We start from the raw sequence: 24,961 nt of genomic DNA on the forward strand, positions 1-24,961 counted from the left end.
GAGTGTGCACAACCTGCGTCATACCCCGGACGCTACGCGCGAACGAGTTGTGGTGGGGGTATCCATTGGGTGGTGCCGTTGGTGTGTTTTCGGGTGGTCCAGCCGTGGTTGAGGAGGCGGTGGTGGGGTCCGCAGGCGTAGGTGAGGTTGTCGATGTTGGTGGGGCCGCCTTGCGCCCAGTTGGTGATGTGGTGGGCTTGGCAGAGGTATCCGGGCACGGTGCAGCCGGGGTGGGTGCAGCCGCGGTCCCTGGCGTGCAAGACGATGCGCTGCTCGGGGCTGGCGATGCGTTTAGAACGTCCGAGATACAGCGGGCGGCCGTCGTCGTTGAAGATGGTGAGGTAGTGGTGGGCGTGGGTGGCCATGCGGATCAGATCGCGCATCGGCAGCCGGGTGCCGGCGCCGGTGACCGCGATCCCGGCACCCGATTGCAGTTCTGTGAGAGTGGTGGTGATCACGACGGTGACCGGTAGTCCGTGGTGCGAACCCAGTTGCCCGGTGGTCAGGGTGGTGCGCAGGCTGGTGCGCAGCGCGTCGTGGTTGCGTTGGGCTGAGGTGCGGTGATCGTGTTCGGCAGTCTCGGGGGATATCTCCCCGTCTACCAGTGGTGTTTGGTCGGTGGGGTTGCACACGCCGGGTGCGGCGAGTTTGGCGAACACCGCATCCAGATAGGCGCGGGTTTCCGGATCCAACAGGCCGCTGATAGCCGACATGCCGTCGAATCCTTGCTGCCCGATCGTCACACCCCGGCGCCGTGCCCGATCCACCTCGGAAAACTGCCCGTCTGGATTCAACAAGACCATCATCTGCTCGGCGCCGGCCCGCAGCGCCTCGGGACGGAACTGGACAGCCATCTGGGCCAGCTGTTGTTCGGCGGCCTGGCGGGTCGGGGCATCCACCACCACCGGCAGCCGATCGAAGAACTGCCGAATGATCCGCACATGCTCCTCACCCACCTCGCCCCTCTGAAGGGCGGCGGCCACATTCGGCAGCTGCGGCTCCAACTCTTCACCGGTCAACGCTTGGCGCGGCGCCAACTGTTCGGCATCGACGATCCGGCGCCGCGCCGCGCTTCTACTGATATGCAACCGCCGCGACAAAACGTCCGCATGCGAGGTGCCACCCAACTCCACCGGGGAGCTGTGCCGCACCAACTGCGCTACACCGTTGTGCGAGACGGACATGAGCCTGCGCTGAGCCACCTCAAGACGAGCGAGCACAGAGAGCAGTTCAGGATTGTTGAGCTCATCGAAGGCGTCAGAGCACACGGCATCCACCGCCGCCTCCAACACCCCGATCGAACGCATGTTCGAATACTAACCACACCCACCGACAAACCACCGAGTTTGTGACAGCAGAAACCACTGTGGCGCAAGTGCTTTAGCTCCGCTGTAGGATATCGAATCGGTTGCCTTCCGGATCCTCAAGAGCGATGACATCGGCTCCCGCTGGAGGCGGCCACTCGACGCGGCCGCGCCGAGTCCAATCAGTCGTTGCACCTCGCTGGCCTGCAGACCGGAAGATGATCAACCGTCAGCCCGATCCCCGCGGCCGGCGCAGCAATCTGTTGTCCTTGACCGCCAGCGGCCGCAAAACCGTTACCGCAGTGCAGAAGGCGATCCACGACAACGAGAAGCGGATCCTGGCCGGGATGATGCGGAGATCGGGCCCAGCAGCTAGGCGGCCGAGGTTACGGCCTTCGCTTTCGCAGTACCGAATCGCATGTTCTCATCCATTCGATCACGGTGGAAAGCAAGAAGATCCAGTACATAGTTGTGCCGGATCGCCCACGGGCCCTTCACTCCAGAACGTGGCATATGGTCCTCGCCGCGACTGACGTAGCCGGATGACAGATTGAAGAACGGCCGGGCTTCGAGGTCTTCACCGTGCCGGTCCGGATACGCGTGGGTGTAACCGAGGCGATCCATATAGTCGAGAAGTCGCACGACCGCCCGTGCACTCAGATCGGCACGCAGCGTCCACGACGCATTGGTGTAGCCCACGCTCCATGCGGCGTTCGGCACGCCCTCGATCAGATATCCCTTGTAGATGAACCGATTCGGGGAATCGATGGGGGAGCCGTCCACGCTCAGCGCGATACCGCCGAATATCTGGAGGTTGAGGCCCGTCGCGGTGATGATGACGTCGGCGCGCAGTTCTTCCCCCGACCCCAGCCGGATGCCCGACGGCGTGAAGGAGTCGATGGTGTCGGTGACCATGCGGACACCGCCGGCGCTGATGGCCTCGAAAAGATCCCCATCGGTGTCGGCGCATACCCGTTGATCCCATGGGTTGTACCGCGGCTTGAAGTGAACGTCGACCGGATAATCGGCGGGTAGCCGCTTGGAAATCCGTCGCCTAATGAACCATTTCGCGAATCCTGGCGCCCTGCGGCAGACGTGGTACATGACCCAGCTGAACCCGCCCAGCCAGATCCGCGCGAAATGCTGAACAAGTTTGGGCGGAAGCACTTTCCGAACCATGCCGACGACCCGATCAGCTCGATCGATCGGGTAGACGTAGCTGGGAGAGCGCTGCAACATGCTGACCTTCGCGCCGGCACGCGCCAATGAGGGAACCAGCGTGACTGCCGTCGCGCCGCTGCCGATGACCGTCACCTCCTTGCCGGAGCAGTCCAGATCCTCCGGCCAATGCTGGGGATGGATCAGTTGTCCGGAGAAATCGGAGATGCCTGGGAACGGCGGGGTGTAGCCGTCGTCGTAGTTGTAGTAGCCGGTGCATAGATAGAGGAATCGGGCACGGTAGGTCGTCGGGCCCGTAGGAGTGTCCACGCGCACCGACCACGTATCGGTATCGGTGCCGAAGTCAGCTCCAGTCACCTTGGCGGAGAAGGTGATGTGGCTGTCGACGCCGTAATCGCGGGCGGCGTTCTCGAGGTAATCGCGGATGTCGGCACCGTCGGCGATCGTGTTGCGTTCGTGCCACGGGTGGTATCCGAAGCTGAGTGTGTAGATGTCACTATCGGAGCGAATCCCCGGGTACCGGAACAGGTCCCAGGTTCCGCCGATACGTTCGCGACGCTCAACGATATGAAAACTGCGGCCCGCCGCGCTCAATCTGACGGCGGCGTTGACGCCGGATATTCCGGCGCCCACGATGAGAACGTCAAGCAGGTCGTGCTCCGAGATGTCGGCCATGATGCTCCTGATCGCCTTTGACTAGACAACACCAGTGATAACGCTACCCCGTGACGGGAGCGCGATAACCCGAGAGTGCCTGTAAGACCGGAGCGGCGGTCCGAGCGGCCATGACCGCGTACGCCTCCTCGGTCTGCATAACGACATCTCGCGGGTCGCGGGAGCCTCGTTCGATGCGATCGCGTACGAATGCCAGTTCCACCACCTGGGCCGCGAAGTTCTTCGCCGCGGTGCCGCTCGGCGCCCCGCCGATTCGTTTGGCCTCCGCGATGGCGTGCTTGCGGTCCTTGATCGAGCCCAGCCAGGTGGCCTCGTTGGGGGTCACCAATCCTGCCGCCACCATCCCGGGCAGCTTCTCCGCGACTACATGCTGTTCCTTACGTCGGCTGCGCACTCCGACCACGATCATCAGCACAAAGATCGGGACCATCCACAGCACGTATACGGCGACGTAACCCTCGAATCCGAGGAACGACGAGCCGTTCCAGAGGCCGTGCATGAGGACGGCCGCGAGGTAACCGACCGCAATGCAGAGAAATTTCGCGACGACGTTGCGTTGCCGCATCGAGTAATAGACGCCGATTCCGGTCATGGTGGTGAACAACGAGTGAGCGAAGGGGCCCAAACCCAGCCGCAGGATCGCGGTCAGCACCGACTCGCCGACGGTGTTGCCGCTGCCGATGTAGGCGATGTCTTCCAGCCACGCGAACCCGGCGGCGGTGATGCCCGCGTACACAAGGCAATCGGTGAGCGAGTTCAGCTCGTGACGACGGCGGCCCGTCAGCATCAGTAGCAGAAAGGCGCCCTTGGCCGCCTCTTCGATGAAGGGTGCCCGAATGGCGACCGCCCCGAAGGTAGTGCCGCCGTTGGGGTCGAAAACAGAGCCGAAGGCCAATTCGAGGACTATCGAGACGACGACAGCCAGCGACGCACCCCAGACAAAGGCCAGTACAAGGAGCCTTGAGGGCTCCGGCTCCCACCTGTCCAGCCATAGATAGCAGAGGACGACAACCCCGATCGCGATGCTCGACAGGATCAGTCCGATCATCGCGCCCACCGGATTGGAGACAAGCAGTCCAGTCAGGATTAGTCCCGTTACCAGCGCAAGCGCGATAATGACGCCGATAGGCGCCCCCACTTTCTTGATCCGCTGGGGAAATCCGGGCAGAGGTGGCAGGGGTGCGGGCGGGGGCGCGTAGGACACCACCGAAGAGTAGCTGCGAGCTCACGTGTGGGTGCGGTAACCGCCGTGCGCGTGCGGTACGGGAGTGGACCGGGTTTGTCCTGGTGGAGGGCAGTCAAGTAAGGTGGACGGCATCTCTGCCGCACGTGCGGAGGTCGAAGCACGCCCGCAGCTGAAGCTAGCTGCGGCAGAACTGTCCCTACTACACAACCTGTCCGGAGCAACCCAACACATGCCAAGTCCCACCGTCACCTCGCCGCAAGTAGCCGTCAACGACATCGGCTCGGCCGAGGATTTTCTCGCCGCTATCGACAAGACGATCAAGTACTTCAACGATGGCGACATCGTCGAAGGGACCATCGTCAAGGTTGACCGCGACGAAGTTCTTCTTGACATCGGTTACAAGACCGAAGGTGTCATCCCGTCCCGCGAACTGTCGATTAAGCACGATGTCGACCCCAACGAGGTCGTTTCCGTGGGCGACGAGGTCGAGGCCCTTGTCCTCACCAAGGAGGACAAGGAAGGCCGCCTGATCCTGTCCAAGAAGCGCGCTCAGTACGAGCGGGCTTGGGGCACGATCGAGGAGCTCAAGGAGAAGGACGAGGCCGTCAAGGGCACCGTCATCGAGGTCGTCAAGGGCGGCCTGATCCTCGACATCGGCCTGCGCGGGTTCCTGCCCGCATCGCTGGTTGAGATGCGTCGTGTCCGCGATCTCCAGCCGTACATCGGCAAGGAGATCGAGGCCAAGATCATCGAGCTCGACCGCAACCGCAACAATGTGGTGCTGAGCCGCCGCGCCTGGCTGGAGCAGACCCAGTCCGAGGTGCGCAGCGAGTTCTTGAACCAGCTCACCAAGGGCGCCATCCGCAAGGGTGTCGTGTCCTCGATCGTCAACTTCGGCGCGTTCGTCGATCTCGGAGGGGTTGACGGCCTGGTTCACGTGTCCGAGCTGTCCTGGAAGCACATCGACCATCCGTCCGAGGTGGTTCAGGTGGGCGACGAGGTCACCGTCGAGGTTCTCGACGTCGACATGGACCGTGAGCGGGTTTCTTTGTCGCTCAAGGCAACCCAGGAAGACCCGTGGCGTCACTTCGCTCGTACCCACGCCATCGGCCAGATCGTGCCCGGCAAGGTCACCAAGCTGGTGCCGTTCGGTGCGTTTGTCCGTGTCGAGGAGGGCATCGAGGGCCTGGTGCACATCTCCGAGCTGTCCGAGCGCCACGTCGAGGTGCCGGATCAGGTCGTGGGTGTCGGTGACGACGCAATGGTCAAGGTCATCGACATCGACCTGGAGCGTCGCCGCATCTCGCTGAGCCTCAAGCAGGCAAACGAGGACTACACCGAGGAATTCGACCCCTCGAAGTACGGCATGGCCGACAGCTACGACGAGGCCGGCAACTACATCTTCCCGGAGGGCTTCGACTCCGAGACGAACGAGTGGCTCGAGGGCTTCGACAAGCAGCGTGAAGAGTGGGAGGCCCGGTACGCCGAGGCCGAGCGTCGCCACAAGATGCACACCATTCAGATGGAGAAGTCCGCCGCCGCCGCCGAAGCGGAGGCCGCAGCCGTGGCGAACGGTTCCTCCAGCTCGTCCCGATCCGATGATTCGGGTTCGCAGGGTGGCTCGCTCGCCAACGACGAGCAGCTCGCCGCGCTGCGCGAGAAGCTGGCAGGCAACGCCTAAGTAGGTGTTCTGAACGAAGGGGCCCCGGTTATCCACCGGGGCCCCTTTCGTATGTACGAAAATCGGTTGCGCAGCCCGATATCTTGAAGAACATGAGCCTATTCATGATGGTGTCGCGCCGTGTCCGGGCAACGGTCGCGGCGACAGTGGGGCTGGCACCCGCTCACTGACGACTGGGCCGCGCATGTGGTCGCGGAAGCGGGTGTTCGCCCAGGTGAATTCGTTATCGACATCGGCGCCGGGTGTGGCGCGCTCACCGCGCATCTGGTCGCCGCGGGTGCGCGAGTGATTGCGGTCGAACTGCATCCCGGGCGCGCGGAGCGCCTGCGGACCCGCTTCGTGGACGACGATGTACGTGTCGCCGAGGTCGACGCCCTGTCCTTCCACTGGCCGCATCGTCCGTTCCGGGTGGTGTCGAGCCCTCCCTATGGGATCAGCAGTGCACTTGTGCGAAGCATGCTGAGACCGGGATCGCGGCTGACGGCGGCCGATCTGGTGCTGCAACGCGGCACAGTCAGCAAGCACGTGGCGCGCTCGCGCTCCCGCCACTGGACATTCCAGGCGGGAATCACATTGCCGCGAAGCGCTTTCCGCCCGCCACCCCGTATCGACTCGTCGGTGCTGGTGATCAGACGGCGCTGAGCCTGTGACAGACTGCCGACATGTTGCGGATTGGCCTGACCGGAGGAATCGGCGCGGGAAAGTCCACGGTGTCACGGACACTCGCGGAGTGCGGTGCGTTCATCGTGGACAGCGATGTCATCGCGCGGGAGGTGGTCGAACCGGGAACTCCCGGCCTGACAGCACTGGTGGCAGCCTTCGGTGCCTCGATCCTGCGGCCCGACGGCGCGCTGGATCGCCCTGCGTTGGCTGCCATCGCATTCCAGGATGACACACACCGCGCCACTCTCAATGGGATAGTGCATCCGTTGGTCGGAGCCCGCCGAGCAGAACTGATGGCCTCGGCGGGCGCGGATGCCATTGTGGTGGAAGACATTCCGTTGCTCACCGAGAACTCGTTGGCGCCCTTCTATCACCTGGTGGTAGTTGTCCACGCCGAAATCGAGACGCGTGTGGCACGACTCATCACACATCGGGGCATGGACGAACAGGACGCCCGTGCACGTGTCGCCGCGCAGGCCAGCGATGAACAACGCCGCGCAATCGCCGATGTGTGGCTGGATAACTCGGGCGACAGCGAAGTACTCGCACAGACGGTCCGGGATCTTTGGACCGTCCGACTACTGCCGTACGAGGCCAACCTGAGGACCCGCCAGCGGGTGCGCGCCAATCCGGTGCTGGTCCCCGCCGATCCCACCTGGCCTGCACAGGCGCAACGCATCGTCAATCGCTTGTCGGTGGCCTGCGGACCGAAGGCATTGCGCATCGACCATATCGGCTCCACCGCAGTGCCTGGGTTGGACGCCAAGGACGTCATCGATATCCAGGTGACGGTTGAATCCCTCGAGATAGCGGATGCTCTTGCAGACCCACTGGCCGATATCGGGCTGCCCCGGCTGGACAGGATTACGGGGGACAACCCACACGGGGGCGATACGGCGCTCTGGGGCAAGCGTTTTCACGCATCCGCCGATCCAGGCCGGCTCGCGCATGTCCACCTGCGAGTCGATGGTTGGCCTGGTCAGCGTTACGCGTTGATCTTCCGGGATTGGCTGTGCGCCGATCCGCGGGTACGGGCGGAATATCTGGAGGTCAAACGCCGCGCGGAGCAGATGGCGGAGAAGAACCCGCAAGATACGGCCGCCTATGTGGAGGCCAAGGAGCCCTGGTTCGCACAGGCATATCCGCGTGCGCTGGCGTGGGCCGATGAGGCCGGCTGGACGCCCGCGACGAGCTGAATTCAGTGCGGCCCCGCGACGATACCGACACAGGTTGCCGTCAATAGCCTCGTCAGCGCGGGCTCGAAGTCCAGACTCCAGTCCGGCGGGACACCCGGTTCGTTCTGATAGTCATGGTCAAGTCCCTCGGGCGGGTGTGCGACCTGCCACAGCATGGCGGCCAGCGAGAATGCTGCGACCAAGATGTCCAGTGAACCCTTACGCCCGATCTCGGGCAGCGTTTGTTCGATCGATTCGGCGATCGCCATCACCGCGGCGTTGCTGATCTGCTTGACCTCAGCAACGCGCTCGACATCGACCTCGTGTTCGAGATGAAGATGCTGGTTCGCCAGGAGATCACAAAACAGTGGGTCACCGACGAGCCCCTCCACGAGCGCCTCCGCCACACGGGCGGGGGAGCCGGGGCCGGGCTTGGCCAGCGCAGCGCACACCGTGTCCGACCAGCGGGTCCAACCCTCTGCGGCCAGGTGCAACAGCACTTCCTTGTGCGAGCTGAAGTAGCGCCGAACCGCGGAGTAGTGGACCCCGGCGCGATTGGCGACGGCGGTCAGCGTCACCGAGGTGACACCGGATTCCACGGCGAGGGACCGTGCGGCTTCCACGATCGCCGCCGCCCGCTGACGCTTCTTTTCGTCGGTACGGGCGCGCTGAAATGTCAGTTGCGCCACGTGCCGAGGATAACGCACGGCGTGTGATTTGCGACGTTGCGAACCACCCGGTAGCGTGCGTTACGCACGTGATATGCGTTAAAGATCCTGATGAACGCGCTGGAAGGGAGTCGACTGTTCCGCACTTAGGCATGGTTTACTTCGGGAAACGTACGGGTGCACGCACCCGGACATCGCAGGCTCGAAGCAATCATCACGCGGCGATTGCTGCGCCGCCCTTGGCAATAGGGGTGGACGGGTGTGGATATCCGATCAGTAGTTGAGCCAGGTTCGGGCCAGTAGGTGGCGTCGCCTTGCGAAACGCCAACGGGTGAAGGGGTTTTACGATTCTCAGCGCATTGAAGCGGGCTTGGATCCCGGTGGTGATGGTGCTCGTCCTCGCCATCGCAGGCTTCGCGGTATGGCGGATTCGCGGCATCTTCGGCTCTCATCAGCTGCCCACCTACGCCGGCAGCATGACCGACGACAAAAACAACTCCAAGCCCAAGCACGTGGTCTACGACATCTACGGCCCGCCCGGAACCATCGCGGACATCAACTACATCGACAAAGAGGGCGAACCGCATCAGATCAACGGTGCGGTCCTACCGTGGTCGATTGAGATCGTTACGACGGCACCGTCGATGACGGGAAACATCCTGGCCCAAACCCGCAATGCCGATGAACTGGGGTGCCGCATCACGGCCAATGGCGAGAAAAAAGATGAAAGGTATACCAACGAGGTGAGCGCCTACGTCTACTGCTTTGTGAAGTCCGCATGAGCGGGGCACACGGCGCAGGCGAACCAACCTTCATCGCCAAATGGATTCGGCGCCTGGCGATACCCATCGTCATCGGCTGGCTGGCCATCGTCTTTGCCTTGAACACGTTTGTTCCACAGTTGGAGCAGGTCGGCAAGGAGCACACCGTCTCACTCAGCCCGCAGAGCGCGCCGGCGATGCAGGCGATGAAGAACATGGGCAAGATGTTCAAGGAGTCCGACTCCGACAGCGTCGTCATGGTGGTGCTCGAAGGGCAGGAACGACTCGGCCCGGGCTCGCACAAGTTTTACGACGAGATGGTGACGCGACTGCGCGCCGACACCAAACACGTTCAGCACGTTCAGGACTTCTGGGGTGATCCGCTCACCGAGGCCGGTGCGCAAAGCACCGACGGCAAGGCCACCTATGTCCAGGTGAACCTCGCCGGCAACATGGGCGAGACTCTGTCCAACGAGTCCACCGAGGCCGCGCGCAAGATCGTCCAACAGCTCGAAGGGGACTGGACAAAGGACGGCGCCAAGCTTCCCGACGGGCTCACGGTGTACGTCACCGGCCCCGGCGCCTTGCAGACCGATATGAACCACGCCGGTGACGGCAGTCTCAAGCTCATCACGGGGCTCACCTTCCTGGTGATCGTGGTGATGCTGCTGTTCTTCTACCGGTCGATCTTCACCGTGATCATGGTCTTCATGCTGGTGGGCATCCAGCTTTCCGCGGCACGGGGAGTCATCGCCTTCCTTGGCAATACCGAGATCATCGGGCTGTCTACCTTCGCGGTCAACTTGCTCGTGATGCTCTCCATCGCGGCCGGAACCGACTACGCCATCTTCTTGATCGGGCGATATCAGGAAGCCCGGGCGATGGGTTCCGATAAAGAGTCCGCGTACTACGAGATGTTCCATGGCACGGCACACGTCATCCTGGGCTCGGGTATGACCATCGCCGGCGCCATGTACTGCTTGAGCTTCACGCGTATGCCGTACTTCCAGACACTGGGTGTGCCATGCTCCGTCGGCCTGCTCGTGGGTGTGCTGGTGTCCCTCACTCTGGGGCCGGCGCTGATCACCATCGGCAGCCGTTTCGGATTGTTCGAGCCCAAGCGCGCCATGAGAATTCGCGCCTGGCGCAAGATCGGGACCACGATCGTGCGCTGGCCCGGACCGGTCCTCGCGGCCGCACTGTCGATCGCCATCATCGGTCTGGCGGCACTGCCCGGATATCGGACCAGCTACGACGACAAGAAGTACATCCCCAAGGAGATCCCCGCCAACGCCGGCTTCCAGGCCGCGGACCGGCACTTCTCACAGGCGCGGATGAATCCGGAAATGCTTCTCATCGAGGCCGATCACGATATGCGGAACTCGGCGGACTTCCTGGTGATCGACAAGGTCGCCAAGGCCGTGTTCCGGGTTCCCGGAATCGCTCGTGTGCAAGCCATTACGCGGCCGCAGGGCACGCCGATCGAGCACAGCTCCATCCCGTTTCTCATCAGCATGCAGAGTGTGGGCCAGCTGCAGAACATGAAGCTGATGAAGGACCGCATGGCCGATATGAAGGTTCAGGCCGACAAGATGGGCGAAAACGTCGTCATCATGAAGCGGACCCTGGCCAACATGACCACGATGGCGGGCATCACGCACTCGCTCGTCGGCGATATGCACACCCTGCAGGGCACCATCCATGAGATGCGGGACAGCATCTCGAACTTCGACGACTGGTTCCGTCCGATACGCAACTACCTGTACTGGGAGAAGCACTGCTTCGACATCCCCATGTGCTGGGCCATGCGCTCGATCTTCGACACCCTCGACAAGATCGATGAAATGACGGAAACCATGGACGGCATGGTGGTCAACATGGAGCGCATGGACCAGCTGATGCCCAAGATGGTCTCGGACATGTCGGCGATGGTCCCGATCATGGAAGACATGCAGAAGATGATGCTGACGCAGCACAGCACCATGTCCGGCTTCTACAACCAAATGGACGAGATGAGCCAGAACTCGACCGCCATGGGTAAGGCGTTCGATGCCGCCAAGAACGACGACTCGTTCTATCTGCCGCCCGAGATCTTCGATAACGCAGATTTCAAGCGCGGCCTGAAATCCTTCCTGTCGCCGGACGGCAAGGCGGTCCGGATGATCATCTCGCATCGTGGCGATCCCGCTACGCCCGAAGGCCTTGCGCACGTCGAGCCCATCAAGCAGGCCGCGATCGAGGCGGTCAAGGGCACGCCCCTGGAGGACGCCAAGATCGAGCTGGGTGGCACTGCAGCCGTGTTCAAAGACATGGCCGACGGCGCCCGATACGACCTGATGATCGCCGGCATCTCCGCGCTGTGCCTGATCTTCCTCATCATGCTGCTCATCACGCGAAGTTTCGTGGCCTCGCTGGTGATCGTGGGCACGGTCGCGTTGTCGCTCGGCGCGTCATTCGGTTTGTCGGTCATCATCTGGCAGTACATACTCGGCATCGAATTGCACTGGCTCGTCATGCAGATGGCCATCATCGTCCTGCTCGCGGTGGGCTCCGACTACAACCTGCTATTGGTCTCCCGGCTCAAGGAAGAGCTACCTGGCGGGCTGAAAACCGGCATCATCCGCTCGATGGGCGGTACCGGCAGTGTGGTGACCTCCGCCGGCCTGGTGTTCGCCTTCACGATGGCCGTGATGGTGGTCAGCGACCTGCGCATCATCGGGCAGGTCGGCACGACGATCGCGCTGGGCCTGTTGTTCGACACCCTCATCGTGCGCTCCTTCATGACCCCCGCCATCGCGACCATCCTGGGCCGTTGGTTCTGGTGGCCGCTGAACGTGCGCACCCGGCCGTTGCCACCCCCGAGGACGCCTCAGTCACCAGCGGCCGCGCCGCCACCTCCGCAACCGGCACCGGTCGGTTCGGGACACGAGGATGACCCGGTGACGACCGAATTCCCGAGGCCCTCGGTCTAACCGCACGGTCGTTCGCTAGCCGGTGCATTGCCTGCGGTGAGGCACGTGTCGCGCATGGACAGGTGTGTCACCAGAGTTGGTGTCGGGGCGCGGTAACTCGCGCTGGTGAATGGTCTGATCTCCCGAATTATCGCCGTGGGGCGCCGGGCGGCCTACGAGGCGCCAAATTTATTTGCTGTATTCGCTGCTGTCGATGGCTCGTGGCGGCGCGCACCGCGTTGCTAGTGGACAAATGTCTCACAGTGTGGCGAAGGACACGCCCGCCCGATCCGGTGAGTATTGATCACGTTGACCCGTCGCGACACGAGCGGGGCGTGTGTTCGTTTAGGGCACGCGAGCCCGCGCCGGGCGGTCCGCGCAATGATAGCGATGGCAAACACTGGCTAGGTCTATCAGCTGGTGCGATTCTCAGGTCAGTCACCGATGTGAATGTGCGAGCTGGCGCTTTCGTAACATCGACGAAAAGAAGCGGGGAATAGATCCGTGTCACCGGTTGTTGACATCCGCTTGTAGCTAACTAAGCTATTTCGGGTGCTCAGGGGAGGAAATGTGCAAGTTGTGACTGATGACACATGTACAGTTCCCTGACAAACGTATGTAGTATCCCTTACGAATTACTGAGAAAACGGGCATGAGCGGAGCCGAGTGGGATGAACGGATGTTGTGACCGGGCACCCCGGATGCTCGCTGTCCCCGCAAAAACAACACGGTGTCGTACTGGCTGGTAACTATTTGCGCGCGAATCGCGGACACTGCACAGCCGGACGCGATAGGCAAAGTCGAGTTGTTGGCCCCCGGGCCACACGGGTGAAGGGGATTGAACCATTTTCAAGGTATTGGCGCGGGTATGGGTCCCGCTCGTCGTTCTGGTGGTGATCTCGGCTGCCGCGTTCGGCGTCTACCGGCTTCACGGCATATTCGGCTCGACCAACATCAATTCGGCGATCGGTATCAAGGATGATTCGAAGAACATCATCCCGAAGGACATCGTCTACGAAATCTTCGGTCCCGCGGGAACAAAGGGCGAGGTCAACTATCTCGATGACCGGGCGCAGCCGCAGCGCGCCCAATTCACCACACTGCCGTGGACGCTGACCATCACGACGACGATGACTTCTGTCTTCGCCAATGTCGTCGCGATGGGGGATAGCGATGAAATCGGCTGCCGCATCCTGTCCAACGGCGAGGTTAAGGACGAACAGACGGTGTCCAACCGCAATGCCCAAGTCTTCTGCATGGTGAAATCCGCATGAGCACACATAGCGCTACCACGACTGGCGCAACCCAAAAGCCTTCGCGCATAGCGCGGTTCATTCACACCTTCTCGGTGCCGATCATTCTTGCCTGGCTGGTATTGACCGTCATCGTCAACGTGGTCGTGCCGCAGCTCGAAGAGGTCGGCAAAGAGCACTCGGTGTCGTTGGCGTCCAAGGACGCACCGTCATATCAGGCCATCAAGCGCCAAGGTGAGCTGTTCCAGCAGTTCAAGGACGACAGCATGGTCATGGTCCTGCTGGAGAGCGATACCAAGTTCTCTACCGATATGAACGACAAGGCGCACACGTTCTACCGCGAGTTGGTCAAACGGCTACGTGCCGATACCAAGCATGTGGAATACGCCCAGGACTTCTGGGGTGACCGCATCACCGCAGGTGGCGCGCAGAGCGTCGATGAGAAATCCGCTTACGTTCAGCTGAATCTCCGTGGGGACCAAGGCACGACGGACGGCAAGGAATCCGTCACGGCGGTCCAGGACATCGTCGCCAAGCTCATCGACGAGAGCAAGAAGAACGGCACGTATCCCGACGGGCTCAAGGTCTTCGTCACCGGTCAGGCCGCACTGACGATGGATATGAACGACGCCGGCGACAAGAGCATGCTCAAGATGACGGGTATCACCTTCATCGTCATTGCGGTAATGCTGCTGCTCATCTACCGGTCCATTACGACGGTGCTGCTCATCTTGTTCATGGTGTTCGTCGAACTGGGCGCTGCTCGTGGCGTGGTCGCGATCCTCGGCAATGCCGAAATCATTGGCCTATCGACGTTCGCGGTGAACTTGCTGACCTCGTTGGCCATCGCGGCCGGGACCGACTATGCGATCTTCCAAATCGGGCGCTATCACGAGCTGCGGGCCGAGGGTAAGGATCGCCTCGAATCCTTCTACATCATGTATCACAGTGTCTCGCATGTGATCTTGGGTTCCGGTCTCACCATCGCCGGCGCAACGTTCTGCCTGAAGTTCACCCGGCTTCCGTACTTTGAGTCGCTGGGCGTGCCGTGTGCGATCGGCATGCTGGTGGTAGTGGCCGCGTCGCTCACCATCGGACCCGCGGTGATCCTGATAGCGACAAAGTTCGGACTGCTCGAGTCCAAGCGCACCATCAAGAGCCGGGGATGGCGCAAGATCGGCACCGCCATCGTGCGCTGGCCCGGCCCCATCCTGGCGGTCACGATGATCATTGCGATCGTCGGATTGGGCATCCTGCCGACGTACTCGGTGAACTACAACGACCGGTATTACATCCCGACCGGCCTGCCGTCGATTCAAGGGTTCCAGGCTTCTGACCGGCACTTCTCGAAGGCGAGAATGAACCCGGACATCCTGATCGTGGAGGCCGACAAGGATCTTCGGACCCCCGCCAATATGTTGGTGCTGGACAGGATCGCCAAGAACGTCTTCCGCACCGAGGGCATCAACAAGGTGCAGAGCATGACGCGACCGATGGGTGCGCCCATCGACCACAGTTCCGTGCCGTTCCAGGTGAGTATGCAATCGGTATCGATGACCGAGAACATGAATTACCTGAAGAACAGCATGTCGGACATGTTGAAGATGGCCGACGATATGGGTTCGATGATCGCCATCATGGAACGCATGTACAGCATTATGAAAGAGCTGGTCGGTGTCACGCACAATATGGCGACCGTGACCACTCCTGACATGATCAGCGTTACCAATCAAATGCGGGACAACATTGCCAATTTCGACGATCAATTCCGTCCGTTGCGCAACTATTTCTACTGGGATAAGCATTGCTTCGACATCCCAATGTGCTGGTCCATGCGCTCGCTATTCGACACCATTGATGGCATCGATAAACTCGCCGAGAGCATGCAGGGATTGCTCAAGGACATAACCAATATGGACAGGCTGATGCCACAGATGGTGGAACAGCTGCCGCCGATGATCGCCATCACCAAGAACATGCGAAACACCATGCTGACCATGTACAGCACGATGAACGGCATGATCACCCAAATGGATCGCATGACCGACACCGCGACGGTGATGGGTCAAGCGTTCGACGAGGCGAAGAATGACGACTTCTTCTACTTGCCGCCGGAAGCCTTCGATAACGAAGACTTCAAGAAGGGCGTCAAGCTGATGATGTCACCCGACGGTAAGGCTGCGCAGTTCATCATCACGCACGAGGGCGACTACGCCAGCAACGAGTCGCTGGCCAACACGGAAGTCGAACTCAAGGCTGCCAAGAACGCCATCAAGGGCACCCCGCTGGACGAGGCCAAGCTCTATCTGGGGGGTACGGCGCCGACGTATCACGACATCGGCGAGATGGTGAAGTACGACCTGATGATCGCGGTCATCGCGTCGCTGTGCCTGATCTTCGTCATCATGCTGGTCATCACGCGAAGCATGGTGGCGGCGTTCACGATCGTCGGGACCATCGCGGTATCGCTCGGTGCATCCTTTGGTTTGTCGGTGTTGCTGTGGCAGCACATCCTTGGGTTGCAACTGCACTGGTTCGTGCTGCCGTTCACCGTCATCATCTTGTTGGCGGTCGGATCGGACTACAACCTGCTACTCGTGTCCAGATTCAAGGAAGAGCTGCATGGCGGGCTGAACACGGCGATCCTTCGAGGTGTCGGTGGATCGGGAAGTGTGGCCACCCAGGCCGGTCTGGTATTCGCGTTCACCATGGGTTCGATGATCACCAGTGATCTGATTGCGATCGGCCAAGCGGGATCGGCAATCTGTCTCGGGCTGCTCTTCGACACCTTCATCATCCGGGCATTCATGACACCCGCGATCGCCGCCCTGATGGGACGGTGGTTCTGGTGGCCCATGAAGGTGAGCAAGTACGCAACCGATCCGCCACCGCCGCCGGTGCCAGTCGAACAGCAGGTTCCGCCACCGCCGGCTCCGGTTCCGGTTGGTCCGCGCTCCGCACATGACGATGCGGTCACCACGGAGTTCCCAAGACCTCCGGTCTAACGGCTAGTACAGTTCGGCCCCCATGCTCCGCGCATGGGGGCCGAACTGTTTGCGGGTGTCCATACAGCATCGACACACAGACAGAAAAACGCCCCGACGGCGTGACCACCGCGGGGCGTTTTGTCTTCTGCGCGTCTGGTTAGGGTCCGTCCCACACAGACATGTCGGAGGGGTATTTGCTGCAATTCTCGGTGCCCTTGGCAACGACACCCTTGTTGTTGAAGAAGATCTTGCCCCAGTTGGGCCACTGAGAGGTGAGAGCCTCGGGCGGGTAGTTCACCGCGAAGACTTCGGACTCGGCACGGCGGCCCGTGTAATCCTTCGCGAAGAACTCATGAATCCGGTCGATCGTCGCCTGCTGCACATAATCGGGTTTGTTGTTCTTGTCGATCATGTACCGCGTGTAGTAGATCGGGTCGTAATCGCGGACGGCGGCCAGATACTGTTCGGCTGTACACGTGGTCTTCAGCATTCGGCGGGGAATTGGGTAGTCATCGGTCGAGTCTGCCGACGCAATCGCGGGGAATGTGCTCGCGGCGATTCCCGCGGTGACTATCGCAATTCCGGCAGCGCGGAACGGACCGCGAATATTGCTACGAATGGAGTTCAGGCGCATGGCGCCATTGTAGCGGTTTTTGTGCAGGTCCGGGGTGCGAAAGTGACTCATTCGACTCGGGGTTACGCGTTGAAGTGACCGCAGGTGACGGTGTCGTTGACGGGCCCGTTGAAAATCCCCAGCGCGGGGGGCACCGTCAGGTCCTGGGAATCGACTACCACATCGTCGACCTGCACTTCACAGTGCAACCCGACGCCATAGGGAGGCAGCACCCGAACGGTCATCCCGGCCTGCGCGGGGTCATCCATCACCAGGTTCACCTCCCAGGTCTCGCCCGGCCCCAGCCGGGGTTGCTCGGTCCGCCGGTCCACCGGGTCGGTCTTGAACGTCACGGAGATACCGCGGCCGAGCCCGTCGACACGGGCGATGTAGCTGATGTTGTGCAGCTCGGCGGCGGAGGCTGGTACTGACGTGAGCGCGAGCGTGACCGCCGCTGCCCCGGCAGCGCCCAGCCCTCGGAGGAGGGGACGCATACCGGCATCCTACCGGCGCTCAAGACGCCGCGGCAACGCGATCACTCCAGGTCAGCAGGGTCTTCGGTGTGATGCACTCCGAGTTGTTCGCAGGCCGTGTTCAGGACCCGCTGCACCGCCAACGTGTCGGCCAGCGGCATCACCGTGCTCTGCGCTCTGCCGTCGAGCAGGCACCCGGTAACCTCGGCGAGCTCGTGACTGTAACCGCCGCCAACCGGCGGTTTCACGATGGGTTCAGGGCCAGATCCCTTGCGGTGCAACACAATCTCACGCGGATGATGAAAACGGGGGAGGATATCTATCCAGCCCTCGGTACCGAAGATGCGTGCTTGGCCGGGCGTGGGATGCAGGAGTGAGCACAGCAATGTCGCGGTGCGTCCGTCGTCATAGCGCAGCAACAGACCGGCCTCGGCGTCCACCCCGGTGGGGAACAACGAACCGTGTGCCACGACTGCCGCCGGGTCGCCGAGGAAGTACTGGGCCAGCGAGACCACGTAAACGCCGAGATCCAAGAGTGCTCCGCCGCCCAGAGCGGGATTGAACAATCGGTCGTCTGGATCGAACGGGCGATCGACCCCGAGGTCCGCCTGGACCTGCCGAACCTCACCGATGGCCCCGTCATCGACGAGGTTCTTGGCCGCCACGATCGCCGGCTGAAATCGTGTCCACATCGCCTCCATCGCAAAAACGCCACGAGCCCTTGCGATATCGATGATCTCTTGCGCTCCGGAGACGGTGGCGGTGAAGGTCTTCTCGACCAGGATCGCTTTACCTGCGGTGAGCGCCGCGATGGCGACCTGCCGATGTTGGGGATGTGGGGTGGCGATATACACGGCGTCCACATCGGGGTCGGCGAGCAGCTCGCGATAGGAGCCGAGGGCCCGCGGAATTCGGTGTGCTTCAGCGAAGACCCGGGCACGCTGGGCCGACCGGGAGGCAACGGCCACCAGCTCTGCTCCCGGCGTCAGCGGGAAGTCTCGTGCCACATTTCCCGCGATACGGCCCGGTCCGATGATTCCCCAGCGGATGTTCTCAGACATGGACGTCTCCGTTCGGGTCGCGCCAGGTCAACGGCATTCCGGCCGCGGCGAGCCATGTGTTTAGATCATGCCCATGCCTGGCCAGGTCGCTGATGGCCGCGGCCGCCCGGCGGACGGCGAGTTCTGTTGTGGCAGTGGATAACAATCCTGCCTTATGGGCCTCGAGCAGCTCGTCCACATCCGTCAATTCTGTTTCGCGTCCGCAGCGCACCACGAGGTCAAGATAGTGGTCGACGGCCACCCATTGTGACGGCCCCGGGGTGAAGTCGCCGATATCGAGGTAGAAGTCCTGATCGCGCTCGTGGCCCGGGCTGAAGTGGAAGATGTTCGCACGTAGTCCCAGCGTCGGGAGCAGCCAAGATTCCAGATAATGAAACTGCGCGCGACCGGGCGTTGGGCGGGCCATGAAGAGCCCCCACGGCTCCACCCGGTACTCGTCCACCGACCGCACGATGCCCTTGGGGTCGGTGTTCGTCATCGCATCGAGGTCGAAGACCTCGTGTTTCGGTGGGTGCACGCTGGTTTCCTCCCTGCCTTCCTTACTGGTATGCGAAGGGATGTCGGACCCTCGGCTTACTCTGGGCTCATGGCTTTCGCAACAGAACACCCCATCGTTGCGCATTCCGAGTACCGCCCGGTCACGGACGTCCTGCGTGCCGATGCGCGATTCGAGGTCGTCAGTGAGTATGAGCCTGCGGGTGACCAGCCGGGCGCCATCGCCGAGCTTGAACGCAGAGTTCGGGCGGGGGAGAAGGATGTGGTGCTGCTGGGTGCCACGGGTACCGGCAAGTCGGCGACGACGGCCTGGCTCATCGAGCGGTTGCAACGGCCGACGCTCGTCATGGCGCCGAACAAGACGCTCGCCGCGCAGCTGGCCAATGAGCTCCGGGAGATGCTGCCGCACAACGCGGTCGAGTACTTCGTGTCGTACTACGACTACTACCAGCCGGAAGCGTATATCGCTCAGACCGACACCTATATCGAGAAGGACAGCTCCATCAACGACGATGTGGAGCGCTTGCGGCACTCCGCAACGTCCAATCTGCTGTCCCGGCGAGATGTCGTGGTGGTGGCCTCGGTGTCGTGCATCTATGGTCTGGGTACCCCGCAGTCCTATTTGGATCGCTCTGTGCAATTGGATATCGGGCTCGAAGTGCCCCGGGACGCGCTGCTGCGGTTACTGGTCGACATGCAGTACAACCGCAATGACGTGGCATTCACTCGCGGCACCTTCCGGGTCCGCGGCGATACCGTCGAGATCATTCCCTCGTATGAGGAGCTGGCGGTGCGCATCGAGTTTTTCGGTGACGAGGTGGAGGCGCTCTACTATCTGCATCCGCTGACCGGAGACGTTGTGCGTCAAACCAATTCGTTACGGATCTTTCCGGCCACACATTATGTGGCGGGTCCGGACCGGATGGAGAAGGCGCTGGTTAGTGTCGAGCGGGAGCTCGAGGAGCGCTTGTCCGAGCTGGAGGGCCAGGGCAAGCTGCTGGAGGCCCAGCGACTGAGGATGCGCACCAACTACGACATCGAGATGATGCGCAATGTTGGCTTCTGCTCGGGTATCGAAAACTACTCGCGTCATATCGACGGGCGCGGCGCCGGCACGCCGCCCGCCACGCTGCTGGACTACTTTCCGGACGACTTTCTGCTGGTCATCGACGAGTCGCATGTGACGGTTCCGCAGATCGGCGCCATGTACGAGGGCGACATGTCGCGTAAACGGAATCTGGTCGACTTCGGCTTCCGGTTGCCGTCGGCGGTGGACAACCGTCCTCTTACCTGGGAGGAATTCGCCCAGCGAATCGGACAGACCGTATATCTGTCTGCGACGCCCGGGAACTACGAGCGCAGCGCCGCGGGCGGCGAGTTCGTCGAGCAGGTGATCCGGCCCACCGGACTGGTAGATCCGAAGGTGGTCGTTAAACCGACCAAGGGGCAGATAGACGATCTCATCGCCTCGATCCGTCAACGCACCGAGGCCGATGAGCGCGTGCTGGTGACGACGCTGACGAAGAAGATGGCCGAGGACCTCACCGACTATCTGCTGGAGATGGGTATTCGGGTGCGTTACCTGCATTCGGAGGTCGACACCCTGCGACGGGTGGAATTGCTGCGTCAACTCCGGCTCGGCGAGTACGACGTCCTCGTCGGTATCAACCTCCTGAGGGAAGGTCTGGACCTGCCCGAAGTGTCACTGGTCGCCATTCTCGACGCCGACAAGGAGGGATTCCTGCGGTCCAGCAGGAGTCTGATTCAGACCATCGGGCGCGCCGCGCGCAACGTGTCCGGTGAGGTGCACATGTACGCCGACACCATGACGGACTCGATGAAGGAAGCCATCGACGAGACCGATCGGCGACGTGCCAAGCAAGTCGCCTACAACGAGGCAAACGGGATAGACCCACAGCCGTTACGCAAGAAGATCGCTGACATTCTCGACCAGGTGTACCGCGAAGCCGAAGACACCGAGGAAGTGGCGGTGGGGGGATCAGGTCGCAACTCCAGCCGCGGCCGGCGGGCACAGGGCGAGCCCGGTCGCGCGGTGAGTGCCGGGGTATTCGAAGGCCGCGATACCAAGAGTATGCCCCGCGCGGAGTTGGCCGATCTGATCAAGGACATGACCGAGCAGATGATGACGGCCGCACGCGATCTGCAGTTCGAGCTGGCGGCGCGATTCCGCGACGAGATCGCCGATCTGAAGAAGGAATTACGCGGTATGGACGCAGCGGGCCTGAAGTAATCAGCCCGGATCGGCAAGCAGGAGTGCGCCGGTCGACCCGTCCTCGGCAAGGACATCGGCGGGATTGAACAGTGTGCACTTCGTCATGGACAAACACCCACAGCCGATACACCCGGTGAGCTTCTCTTGCATATCCGCGATGGCGTTCTTGCGCTCTTCCAGATGTGTGTGCCACTGGCGCGAGATTCGTTGCCAGTCACGGGTACTCGGTGCCCGGTCATCCGGCAGGCTCGACAGCACATCGGCAACCTCCGACAACGGGATCCCGAATCCGGTCGCGACCCGGATCAGTGAGATACGGCGCAACGCGTGGCGGCGGAACACCCGTGCGTTGCCGGACGTGCGCTCGGCCGGGATCAGGCCGATATCGGCGTAGTACCGCACCGCGGATACCGCGATTCCGGAACGCCTGGCCACCTCTCCGATTGGCAACAGCTCGGCCTTGTCCTTCATCGGGCCTCCTTGATCTCAAGTGCACTTTAGCCCATAGCGTGTCGGCATGACCCACGACCTGGCGACCGGCAGCTGGCGGGATCTGTTGTGCGGGCGGCAACTCGGCATCGTGACAGTACTCGCCGGTGGAGTGGCGCTATACGCAACCAACGTTTACCTCACCACCAGCCTGCTACCGAGTGCCGTCGCCGATATCGGCGGAGAACGTTTCTACGCGTGGGTGACAACGCTGTATCTGATCGCCTCGGTAAGTGCCGCCACCGTGGTGAGCCCACTTCTCGGCTGGGCCGGTCCGCGCGGCGCATATCTCCTCGCGTTCGGTGCGTTCGCCCTCGGCACCGTCATATGTGCGGTGGCACCCGGAATGCCGGTCATGCTTGGCGGGCGCGCGGTCCAGGGTGCAGCGGGTGGACTATTGGCCGGGCTTGCCTATGCTGTCATCAATCTTTCACTGCCACAGCGGTTATGGACACGCGCCTCGGCGCTCACTTCGGCCATGTGGGGCATTGGCACCTTCGTGGGGCCCGCGGCCGGCGGGCTGTTCGCCCAATTCGGGTTGTGGCGGTGGGCGTTCGCATCGTTGACGGTGATCACGCTGAGCATCGCAGCCTTGGTGCCCTACGTGTTGCCCCGATCGGAGTGCGCGAACACCGAGGCTATCCGGCACGGCATTCCGGTACGGTCCCTGGTCGTGCTCACGTCAGCGGCCAGCCTGGTGGCCGTGGCTGGGCTCCAATCGTCGCCGCCGACGATGGTGGGGTTGATCGCCGCCGCAGCCGCTCTGGTGATCCTGTTCGTTACACTCGATCGCCGCTCCACGGCATGGGTACTCCCCAAAGCGGTCTTCGCACGCAACCCGCTTAAGTGGATCTACCTGACGATTGCAGTGCTGGCGGTGGCCTCGATGGTCGAGACATACATTCCGTTCTTTGGCCAGCGTATCGGCCACCTGCTCCCGGTCGCCGCCGGATTCCTCGGCGCCACCTTGGCATTCGGGTGGACCGTCGGCGAAATGATCAGCGCGTCGGCCACGGCAAGGACCGTCGCACGCGTGGTGACGTTCGCTCCCTTCGTGGTTGCCGCGGGGCTGGTGCTGGCCGGTGCGCTTCAGCGTGACGGTGCCGGCGCCCGGGAGATCGCGCTGTGGGCACTCGGTTTCGCGATGACCGGTGCCGGTATTGGCATGGCCTGGCCGCACCTGGCGGCCGCTGCGATGGCGGTGTCATTCGATCCGGCCGAAAGTGGGGCGGCCGCAGCCGCCATCAGCACCGTGCAGCTGATCGCCGGAGCCTTCGGTGCCGGGTTGGCCGGAGTGCTCGTCAATGTGGGTGGATCGGCCACGCGCGGTGCCCACCTGCTATTCCTAGGGTTCGCGGCAATCGCGATCTCGGGTCTTGCGTTGTCCTCCAGGGTTTTTGGCTCCCGCACCGATCCCGCAGGGACGGCCGATGTGACAGATAAACGAGAAGAGGCGACGGTTCGCGCCCCTCGGTAAGCGGCACGGGTGTATGAACGAAGCCATGCATCGGATTCTCGCCCTCACGGCCGCCGTGCTCACCCTGGCCTCCTGCGGTACATCGCAGAATCAGAGCTCACCGGCAAGTAGCGCTCCATCCACCACGGACGATCGCGGCGCGTTTCGCAATCTGTACCGGGAGTTGATCGAGACCAATACGACCGCATCGCAGGGGAGTTGCACCGCGGCCGCACAAAAGATGGCCGATCGTCTCAAGTCCGCTGGATACGCCGACAAGGACCTGGTGCTCTTCAGCCCGCCCGATCACCCCAAGGACGGCGGATTGGTCGCCACGCTCGCCGGGTCCGATACGGGCGCCAAACCCATTCTGTTGCTGGCGCATATCGATGTCGTCGAAGCCAAACGTGAGGACTGGAAGCGTGATCCGTTCACCCTCGTGGAGGAGAACGGATACTTCTATGCGCGCGGCGCCGAGGACGACAAGGCCATGGCCGCGATCTTCGTGGACAGCCTCATGCGTTACCGCGCAGAGAACTTCGTGCCGAAACGCCCGATTCGCGTGGCACTCACCTGCGGTGAAGAAGGTGGTGGGCAGGTCAACGGTGCTGAATGGCTCCATCAAAATCGGCCCGAACTCGTTGACGCCGAATTTGTCGTCAACGAAGGCGCGGGCGGCGACCTCGACGAGGCCAACCAGCCCATCCTGCTGGAAATCCAGGCGGGCCAGAAGATCTACCAGGACTTCACCCTTGAGGTCACCGACGAGGGGGGACACAGTAGCCAGCCCCGACCGTTCAACGCGATACAGGCACTCAGCGCCGGCCTGGGCCGGCTCGCCACCGCGGCATTTCCGGTCCAGCTCAACGACGTGACCCGGGCGTATTTCACGGCACAGGCAGCGCTGCAACCGGGTGAGGTCGGTCGAGCGATGTCGGCAATTGTCGCCAATCCGCACGATCCGGCGGCGGCATCGGTGCTGTCCAGAAACCCGCTGTACAACGCGATGCTGCGCACCACCTGCGTCCCCACGAAAATCGAAGGCGGACACGCCAACAATGCGCTACCGCAACGCGCCACCGCGAATGTGAACTGCCGGATACTGCCCGGCAGCGGCACCGGGTCCGTTCAAGAGGCCGTTCAAGGTGCCATCGTGAAGGCCGTCAACGACCCCAAGATCACGGTGAAGCCCACCGAGGCGTTCCGCACCAATGTCGCGAGTGTTCCGCCGCTGACGCCGCAGATCCTCGATCCCATCAAAGCCGTCGCCGGATCCATGTGGCCAGGCGTGCCGCTGGTCCCGACCATGTCTACCGGGGCAACCGATGCCATCTACTTCGGGGAAACCCCGGTATACGGCCTCAGCGGCATATTCGCCCAGCCCGGGGAGACCCACGCGCACGGCCTGGATGAACGAATCCAGGTGAAATCCCTGTACGACGGGCGGGCATTTCTCTATCAAGTCATCAGGCTCTACTCCAACGGCGCATGACCGCGTGACGTAATGACGCGTGATCGTCCTCATAGCCGGATTGAGGCGCAGGCCATACCTGCACGCGCATCCGGCGAGGGAAAATCACGCGCATAGCCCGACACAATCAGCCAAATGGCGCATGGCCGGGGCTCTTCCCGGCTAATCTCATCTGGCCTGGTCAAAT

Annotated in this window: 19 protein-coding genes; 10 read left to right on the forward strand and 9 right to left on the reverse strand. The window is 62.2% G+C overall.

Annotated features, from left to right (window positions below):
- Positions 1-32 precede the first annotated feature (32 nt).
- The 3 genes from AC5Y5C_RS09350 to AC5Y5C_RS09360 all read right to left on the reverse strand — a co-directional run bounded on the left by AC5Y5C_RS09350 (position 33) and on the right by AC5Y5C_RS09360 (position 4,365).
- Positions 33-1,307, reverse strand: a complete 1,275-nt coding sequence (locus AC5Y5C_RS09350) for an HNH endonuclease signature motif containing protein (protein ID WP_499971185.1) — start codon at positions 1,305-1,307, stop codon at positions 33-35.
- 369 nt (positions 1,308-1,676) lie between these two features.
- Positions 1,677-3,158, reverse strand: coding sequence for a flavin-containing monooxygenase (locus AC5Y5C_RS09355; RefSeq protein ID WP_499971187.1), 1,482 nt, complete (start codon positions 3,156-3,158; stop codon positions 1,677-1,679).
- A 43-nt stretch (positions 3,159-3,201) separates the two neighbouring features.
- Entirely contained in the window at positions 3,202-4,365 is a 1,164-nt protein-coding gene (locus AC5Y5C_RS09360; RefSeq protein WP_499971189.1) for a PrsW family intramembrane metalloprotease, read from the reverse strand.
- 208 nt (positions 4,366-4,573) lie between these two features.
- Between AC5Y5C_RS09360 and rpsA the strand changes: the two genes are divergently transcribed.
- The 3 genes from rpsA to coaE all read left to right on the forward strand — a co-directional run bounded on the left by rpsA (position 4,574) and on the right by coaE (position 7,884).
- Entirely contained in the window at positions 4,574-6,025 is a 1,452-nt protein-coding gene (gene rpsA, locus AC5Y5C_RS09365) for a 30S ribosomal protein S1 (RefSeq protein WP_499971191.1), read from the forward strand.
- 120 nt (positions 6,026-6,145) lie between these two features.
- Positions 6,146-6,667: an rRNA adenine N-6-methyltransferase family protein gene (locus AC5Y5C_RS09370; RefSeq protein ID WP_499971193.1), complete on the forward strand. Its 522-nt coding sequence runs from the start codon at positions 6,146-6,148 to the stop codon at positions 6,665-6,667.
- 20 nt (positions 6,668-6,687) lie between these two features.
- Positions 6,688-7,884 (forward strand): dephospho-CoA kinase, encoded by a 1,197-nt coding sequence (gene coaE, locus AC5Y5C_RS09375; RefSeq protein WP_499971194.1) that lies wholly within the window; start codon positions 6,688-6,690, stop codon positions 7,882-7,884.
- A 2-nt stretch (positions 7,885-7,886) separates the two neighbouring features.
- Here the strand turns inward: coaE and AC5Y5C_RS09380 are convergent, their stop codons facing one another.
- Complete coding sequence (locus tag AC5Y5C_RS09380) at positions 7,887-8,552, reverse strand: TetR/AcrR family transcriptional regulator (RefSeq protein ID WP_499971196.1); 666 nt, start codon at positions 8,550-8,552, stop codon at positions 7,887-7,889.
- A 338-nt stretch (positions 8,553-8,890) separates the two neighbouring features.
- Between AC5Y5C_RS09380 and AC5Y5C_RS09385 the strand changes: the two genes are divergently transcribed.
- The 4 genes from AC5Y5C_RS09385 (at position 8,891) to AC5Y5C_RS09400 (ending at position 16,501) form a co-directional block, all read left to right on the forward strand.
- Positions 8,891-9,313, forward strand: coding sequence for an MmpS family transport accessory protein (locus AC5Y5C_RS09385; RefSeq protein ID WP_499971198.1), 423 nt, complete (start codon positions 8,891-8,893; stop codon positions 9,311-9,313).
- Positions 9,310-12,264, forward strand: coding sequence for an MMPL/RND family transporter (locus AC5Y5C_RS09390; protein ID WP_499971200.1), 2,955 nt, complete (start codon positions 9,310-9,312; stop codon positions 12,262-12,264). The genes AC5Y5C_RS09385 and AC5Y5C_RS09390 overlap by 4 nt, the downstream gene beginning before the upstream one ends.
- 836 nt (positions 12,265-13,100) lie before the next feature.
- The gene (locus AC5Y5C_RS09395; RefSeq protein ID WP_499971202.1) at positions 13,101-13,517 is read left to right on the forward strand and encodes an MmpS family transport accessory protein; all 417 of its coding nucleotides are present in this window, start codon (positions 13,101-13,103) and stop codon (positions 13,515-13,517) included.
- Positions 13,514-16,501 (forward strand): MMPL/RND family transporter, encoded by a 2,988-nt coding sequence (locus AC5Y5C_RS09400; RefSeq protein ID WP_499971203.1) that lies wholly within the window; start codon positions 13,514-13,516, stop codon positions 16,499-16,501. Before AC5Y5C_RS09395 ends, AC5Y5C_RS09400 begins: the two co-directional genes overlap by 4 nt.
- Before the next feature lie 139 nt (positions 16,502-16,640).
- Here AC5Y5C_RS09400 and AC5Y5C_RS09405 read toward each other — a convergent pair whose 3' ends face one another.
- The 4 genes from AC5Y5C_RS09405 to AC5Y5C_RS09420 form a co-directional block, all read right to left on the reverse strand.
- Complete coding sequence (locus AC5Y5C_RS09405) at positions 16,641-17,117, reverse strand: DUF5078 domain-containing protein (RefSeq protein ID WP_078292696.1); 477 nt, start codon at positions 17,115-17,117, stop codon at positions 16,641-16,643.
- Between the two features lie 62 nt (positions 17,118-17,179).
- Entirely contained in the window at positions 17,180-17,590 is a 411-nt protein-coding gene (locus tag AC5Y5C_RS09410; protein ID WP_499971205.1) for a hypothetical protein, read from the reverse strand.
- Positions 17,591-17,631: 41 nt separating this feature from the next.
- Positions 17,632-18,630 (reverse strand): Gfo/Idh/MocA family protein, encoded by a 999-nt coding sequence (locus tag AC5Y5C_RS09415; RefSeq protein WP_499971206.1) that lies wholly within the window; start codon positions 18,628-18,630, stop codon positions 17,632-17,634.
- Entirely contained in the window at positions 18,623-19,147 is a 525-nt protein-coding gene (locus AC5Y5C_RS09420) for a ribonuclease FAU-1 family protein (RefSeq protein ID WP_499971208.1), read from the reverse strand. Before AC5Y5C_RS09420 ends, AC5Y5C_RS09415 begins: the two co-directional genes overlap by 8 nt.
- Positions 19,148-19,216: 69 nt before the next feature.
- On the opposite strand from AC5Y5C_RS09420, the gene uvrB reads away from it, so the two are divergent.
- Entirely contained in the window at positions 19,217-21,376 is a 2,160-nt protein-coding gene (uvrB, locus tag AC5Y5C_RS09425; protein ID WP_499971210.1) for an excinuclease ABC subunit UvrB, read from the forward strand.
- Here uvrB and soxR read toward each other — a convergent pair whose 3' ends face one another.
- On the reverse strand, positions 21,377-21,829 hold the full coding sequence (soxR, locus tag AC5Y5C_RS09430; protein WP_499971212.1) for a redox-sensitive transcriptional activator SoxR: 453 nt from the start codon (positions 21,827-21,829) through the stop codon (positions 21,377-21,379).
- A gap of 46 nt (positions 21,830-21,875) precedes the next feature.
- Here soxR and AC5Y5C_RS09435 point away from each other — a divergent pair, with 46 nt between their 5' ends.
- Positions 21,876-23,324 carry an MFS transporter gene (locus AC5Y5C_RS09435; RefSeq protein ID WP_499971214.1) on the forward strand — a complete coding sequence of 483 codons (1,449 nt, stop codon included), beginning with the start codon at positions 21,876-21,878 and terminating at the stop codon, positions 23,322-23,324.
- 13 nt (positions 23,325-23,337) lie between these two features.
- Positions 23,338-24,795 carry a M20/M25/M40 family metallo-hydrolase gene (locus tag AC5Y5C_RS09440; RefSeq protein ID WP_499971216.1) on the forward strand — a complete coding sequence of 486 codons (1,458 nt, stop codon included), beginning with the start codon at positions 23,338-23,340 and terminating at the stop codon, positions 24,793-24,795.
- The last annotated feature ends 166 nt before the right edge of the window (positions 24,796-24,961 follow it).

The organism is Mycobacterium sp. NGS15 (assembly GCF_059813245.1).

Coding starts and splice junctions, on each gene's coding strand:
- AC5Y5C_RS09410 (WP_499971205.1), bottom strand. CDS start 17,590: ATGCGTCCCCTCCTCCGAGGGCTGGGCGCTGCCGGGGCAGCGGCGGTC.
- AC5Y5C_RS09435 (WP_499971214.1), top strand. CDS start 21,876: ATGACCCACGACCTGGCGACCGGCAGCTGGCGGGATCTGTTGTGCGGG.
- soxR (WP_499971212.1), bottom strand. CDS start 21,829: ATGAAGGACAAGGCCGAGCTGTTGCCAATCGGAGAGGTGGCCAGGCGT.
- AC5Y5C_RS09355 (WP_499971187.1), bottom strand. CDS start 3,158: ATGGCCGACATCTCGGAGCACGACCTGCTTGACGTTCTCATCGTGGGC.
- AC5Y5C_RS09405 (WP_078292696.1), bottom strand. CDS start 17,117: ATGCGCCTGAACTCCATTCGTAGCAATATTCGCGGTCCGTTCCGCGCT.
- AC5Y5C_RS09415 (WP_499971206.1), bottom strand. CDS start 18,630: ATGTCTGAGAACATCCGCTGGGGAATCATCGGACCGGGCCGTATCGCG.
- AC5Y5C_RS09400 (WP_499971203.1), top strand. CDS start 13,514: ATGAGCACACATAGCGCTACCACGACTGGCGCAACCCAAAAGCCTTCG.
- coaE (WP_499971194.1), top strand. CDS start 6,688: ATGTTGCGGATTGGCCTGACCGGAGGAATCGGCGCGGGAAAGTCCACG.
- uvrB (WP_499971210.1), top strand. CDS start 19,217: ATGGCTTTCGCAACAGAACACCCCATCGTTGCGCATTCCGAGTACCGC.
- AC5Y5C_RS09350 (WP_499971185.1), bottom strand. CDS start 1,307: ATGCGTTCGATCGGGGTGTTGGAGGCGGCGGTGGATGCCGTGTGCTCT.
- AC5Y5C_RS09390 (WP_499971200.1), top strand. CDS start 9,310: ATGAGCGGGGCACACGGCGCAGGCGAACCAACCTTCATCGCCAAATGG.
- AC5Y5C_RS09440 (WP_499971216.1), top strand. CDS start 23,338: ATGAACGAAGCCATGCATCGGATTCTCGCCCTCACGGCCGCCGTGCTC.
- rpsA (WP_499971191.1), top strand. CDS start 4,574: ATGCCAAGTCCCACCGTCACCTCGCCGCAAGTAGCCGTCAACGACATC.